The sequence below is a fragment of the Kitasatospora putterlickiae genome, from assembly GCF_039527695.1.
Classification (GTDB): Bacteria; Actinomycetota; Actinomycetes; order Streptomycetales; family Streptomycetaceae; genus Kitasatospora; species Kitasatospora putterlickiae.
This window is the reverse complement of record NZ_BAAAKJ010000241.1, coordinates 1876-5463: the sequence shown is the minus strand read 5'-3', so window position 1 is coordinate 5463 and position 3588 is coordinate 1876. Positions and strand designations below refer to the sequence as shown.

5 protein-coding genes are annotated in these 3588 nt (G+C 74.8%); 4 read left to right on the top strand and 1 reads right to left on the bottom strand.

Translation table 11 applies throughout. The features are described 5' to 3' along the window. Positions 1–66 precede the first annotated feature (66 nt). The 3 genes from ABD308_RS24365 to ABD308_RS24355 all read left to right on the top strand — a co-directional run bounded on the left by ABD308_RS24365 (position 67) and on the right by ABD308_RS24355 (position 2478). The gene (locus ABD308_RS24365) at positions 67–381 is read left to right on the top strand and encodes a hypothetical protein (protein WP_344338591.1); all 315 of its coding nucleotides are present in this window, start codon (positions 67–69) and stop codon (positions 379–381) included. 101 nt (positions 382–482) lie between these two features. Beyond that, positions 483–1826 (top strand): PP2C family protein-serine/threonine phosphatase, encoded by a 1344-nt coding sequence (locus ABD308_RS24360; protein WP_425554841.1) that lies wholly within the window; start codon positions 483–485, stop codon positions 1824–1826. A 67-nt stretch (positions 1827–1893) separates the two neighbouring features. Next, entirely contained in the window at positions 1894–2478 is a 585-nt protein-coding gene (locus ABD308_RS24355; protein WP_344338589.1) for a hypothetical protein, read from the top strand. Here the strand turns inward: ABD308_RS24355 and ABD308_RS24350 are convergent. Next, positions 2475–2681 carry a hypothetical protein gene (locus ABD308_RS24350; RefSeq protein WP_344338586.1) on the bottom strand — a complete coding sequence of 69 codons (207 nt, stop codon included), beginning with the start codon at positions 2679–2681 and terminating at the stop codon, positions 2475–2477. The two genes, ABD308_RS24355 and ABD308_RS24350, sit on opposite strands and share 4 nt — an antisense overlap. 100 nt (positions 2682–2781) lie before the next feature. On the opposite strand from ABD308_RS24350, the gene ABD308_RS24345 reads away from it, so the two are divergent. After that, positions 2782–3588 (top strand): DUF5937 family protein (locus tag ABD308_RS24345; protein ID WP_344338585.1); only part of this gene is annotated, 807 nt, incomplete at its 3' end.

Genomic DNA, 3588 nt, shown 5'->3' with positions numbered 1-3588 from the left:
GCACGTCGTGCTGCCCCGCGCGCACGGTGCGGGAGGTGGCGTGGCAACGGATGAAGGGGGTTCACGGTGAATCAGGACGCGGTACTGCGGGCGAGGACGCTGCTGCTCAGCACGGACCGGCGGGTGCTTCGGGGACCTCGCGGGCTCTGGGCCTACCGGCTGCTGACCCGGGTCTCGCCCGAGGTGTACGGCTCGAAGCTGGCCCGGGTACTGGTCGACGCCACCGGGTTCCCGGAGGTGAGCGGGCTGCCGGAGGCCCGGCTGGCCCTGCTGGAGGAGGCGGTCGCGACCGCCCGGGCCCTGGACCCCCGCAACCCGTTTCGGGACCGGGTGCTCGCCCTCGCGCTGGCCGCCCGCGAGGCGGAGCTCCGGACCAGGTAGGCGCGCACGCGCGGCGCCTTGGGCCGCCCGGGCGAGTGCTCCGGGCCGGGCGGCCCCGCCCTGCGTAGCGTTGGTCCGGTGGTGACGAACGAGGTGATGGCGTGAATTCCGACGTGGAGCCGGCCGGCCCACCGGGCGAGGGGGAGCGGCCGGAGCTCCGGCTCGAACTGGGCGAGCCGCTGGAGGGCGTCGCCGTCCAGCTGCGCGCGCTGGCCAGGGCGAAGAACCGCCTGCAGGGGCTGCTGTCGGCGGTGCTGGCCATCGGCGGTGACCTGGACCTGCCCGTGGTGCTGCACCGCATCGTCATCACCGCCATGGACCTGGCCGGCGCCCACTACGGCGCGCTCGGTGTGCTCGCCCCGTCCGGCGACCGTCTGGAGCGGTTCGTCACGGCCGGCCTGACGGAGGAGGAGCGCGCGGCCCTCTCCGGGATCGACTTCCCGCACGGGCGCGGGGTGCTCGGCCACCTGATCCGCCACCCCGAGCCGCTGCGGGTGGACGACATCCCCTCCCACCCGGCGTCGGTCGGCTTCCCGCCCGGCCACCCGCCGATGCGCACGCTGCTCGGCGTGGCGATCACCGTCCGCGGCGAGATCTACGGCGACCTCTACCTCTCCGAGCGCATCGACGGCCGGCCGTTCGACGAGGACGACGAGGAGATCGTCCGCGCCCTCGCCGGCGCGGCGGGCATCGCCATCGAGAACGCCCGCCTGTTCGGCTACATGCGCGACAGCGCGGAGCAGTTCCAGCGGCTGCTGCTGCCCACGCTGCCGGACCTGGTCCCGTTCTCCGGGGCCGCCGTCTACCGCACCGCCGCCGAGCCGGCCGGTGTCGGCGGCGACTGGTACGACGCCGCCGTCCTGCCCGACCGGGCCTGCGTCGCCGTCATCGGCGACGTGGTCGGCCACGACCTGCACGCCGCCGCCGCCATGGCGCAGGCCCGCAACATGCTCCGCGCGCTGCTCTTCGACCGCAGGACCCCTCCCAGCTCGGTGCTGACCCAGCTCGACCACACCGTGGGCGCCATCACCGACCTGCCCGTCACCACCGCGTGCCTGGCCCGGATCGAGCCCGCCGACGACGGCTGGACCCTCCACTGGAGCACCGCCGGCCACCCGCCGCCCCTCGTCCTCACCCCCGACGGCCGCGCCTGGTACGCGCAGGGCGAACCCGGCATCCCGCTGGGCGTCGACCCGGACCTCCACCGCCCCGACCACACCCACCACCTGCCCGCCGGCAGCACCGTCGTGCTGTTCACCGACGGCCTGGTCGAACACCCCGCGCGCGCCATCGACGAGGGCCTGGACACCCTCGCCGCCCTGGCCGCCGCCCACGCCACCCGCCCCCTGGACGACCTGGTCCACATCCTCGCCGACCACCACCCCAGCGACGGCCACGACGACATGGCGATCCTCGCCATCCGCACCCCCACCGATCAGCCCTGACATCACCCGCCCGGGCGCGGGAGGGGGCTTGGTACAGTCCGCGCGAACGATCACCAAGGGGGGGCGGATGACGGCACAGCGGCGTAGACGGATCGTGTGGTGGCTCAGGGGCCTGGCCCTGCTGGCGGTACTGGTCTACCTACCGGGCCTGCACGCCTCCCGCTCGGGCGGACTGGTGGAGGTCCAGCGCCTGCTCGACCACCCGGTGGCGCTGATCGGATCCGCCGTCGCGCTGACCGTCGTCTCGATGGTGATCGGGTTCGAGTTCCGCACCCAGTGGTCGCGGGTCGGCTGCGCGGTCCTGCTGATGCCCCTCGTCGCCGCCGGCGCCGCGGTCGTCTTCCTGGCGTCCTTGTTCGACGGCGGGCGGCCGGTCGACCGCAAGGCCGCCCCGGACCGCCCGGACCACGTGCTGACCGTCACCGACACCGCCTTCTCGATCGACCCGGTCTACCACGTGGAGCTGCTCACCGGCACCGGCTGGTCGGCCCGCCACTGGGACCTGGGCCAATGGGACGAGTACGACCCGCGCGGCTACTTCGAGCGCGCCGAGTGGACCGGCCCCCACCAGATCACGGTGACCACGGACCGGACGGTCACGGTCTACACGGTGGACCAGGCCACCGGCCGCCCGAGCGTCGCGCAGCCCTAACACGCCCCGGGCCGCAGCCAACGGCGAAGGGCCAGCCGCAGGCGCCCCGTGGCCGGACGGCCGGCGAGCACGGCCTCGAAGCGGCGGTGGTCGCGGGCGGCCCGCAGCGCCGCGACGTCCTGGGCGCCGGGGACGGGCGGGGCCGGCTCGCCGTTTCGGGCGGCCCGGTAGCTGTCGAGGAGGTGCTGGTGCAGCGCGTTCATGCCCCCACCGTGCACCCCGGCCGCCCCTCGGGTCCCGCCGATTGACGGTCCTCGTCAAGTGGCACCGTGACCTCCTCGCCCGGCCCGGCATCATGGGGGGGTGAGCGTGACCATCGACATCACCGGACTGCCGCACGAGCGGATCCTCTTCCAGCCCTCGCCGCTGGCCGAACTCGGCAACGCGCTGCACGCGCTGGCCGAGCCCGCTCACCACACCCGGCTGCACGCGTGGACGACGGCCACCTCCGCCGCGCTCAGGCCGGAACTGGCCGACCGGCTGCTTGAGGCCGACTTCATGTGGCGCTCGACCCGCTCCGACTTCCTGCTGCCGGCCCGGCCCCGGGACACCCTCGCCGAGGAGCTGGACGACCTCGACCGGATGGACGACGAGAGGTTCGTCGGCGCGGCCCTGGAGATCTCCTGCAGCACCAGCCACTACCCCAAGGGCCTGCCGTCACCGCTGGTCGACGGGTCGTCGCGGCGCCGCGCGCTCGACCTGGCGGCGGCCCGCGGCCCGCGCCAGGCGGCGTTCGTCGAGCGGATGCTCGCCGAGCCCACCGCCACCCGCGCCTGGATCCGACGCCTCCTGGAGGACTGCGACCAGGCGTTCTTCGCCGACACCTGGCGCCGGGTCCGCGTCCAGCTCACCGCCGACGCCCGGGACAAGACGGAGCTGCTGCGCCGCAAGGGCCTGGCGCAGGCGCTCACCGCGGCCTCGCCGGCGCTGAGCCTGGAGGAGGACGAGCAAGGCAGCCGCATCGTCGCGGACAAGCTGGTGCACGGCCGCACCGAGGCCCGCGGCACCGCCGTCACCCTGCTGCCGACCGTCTTCGGCTGGCCCCACCTCTTCGCCGTCTACGCGCCGGACTGGCAGCCCGTCATCCAGTACCCGGCCGCCGCCCACGAG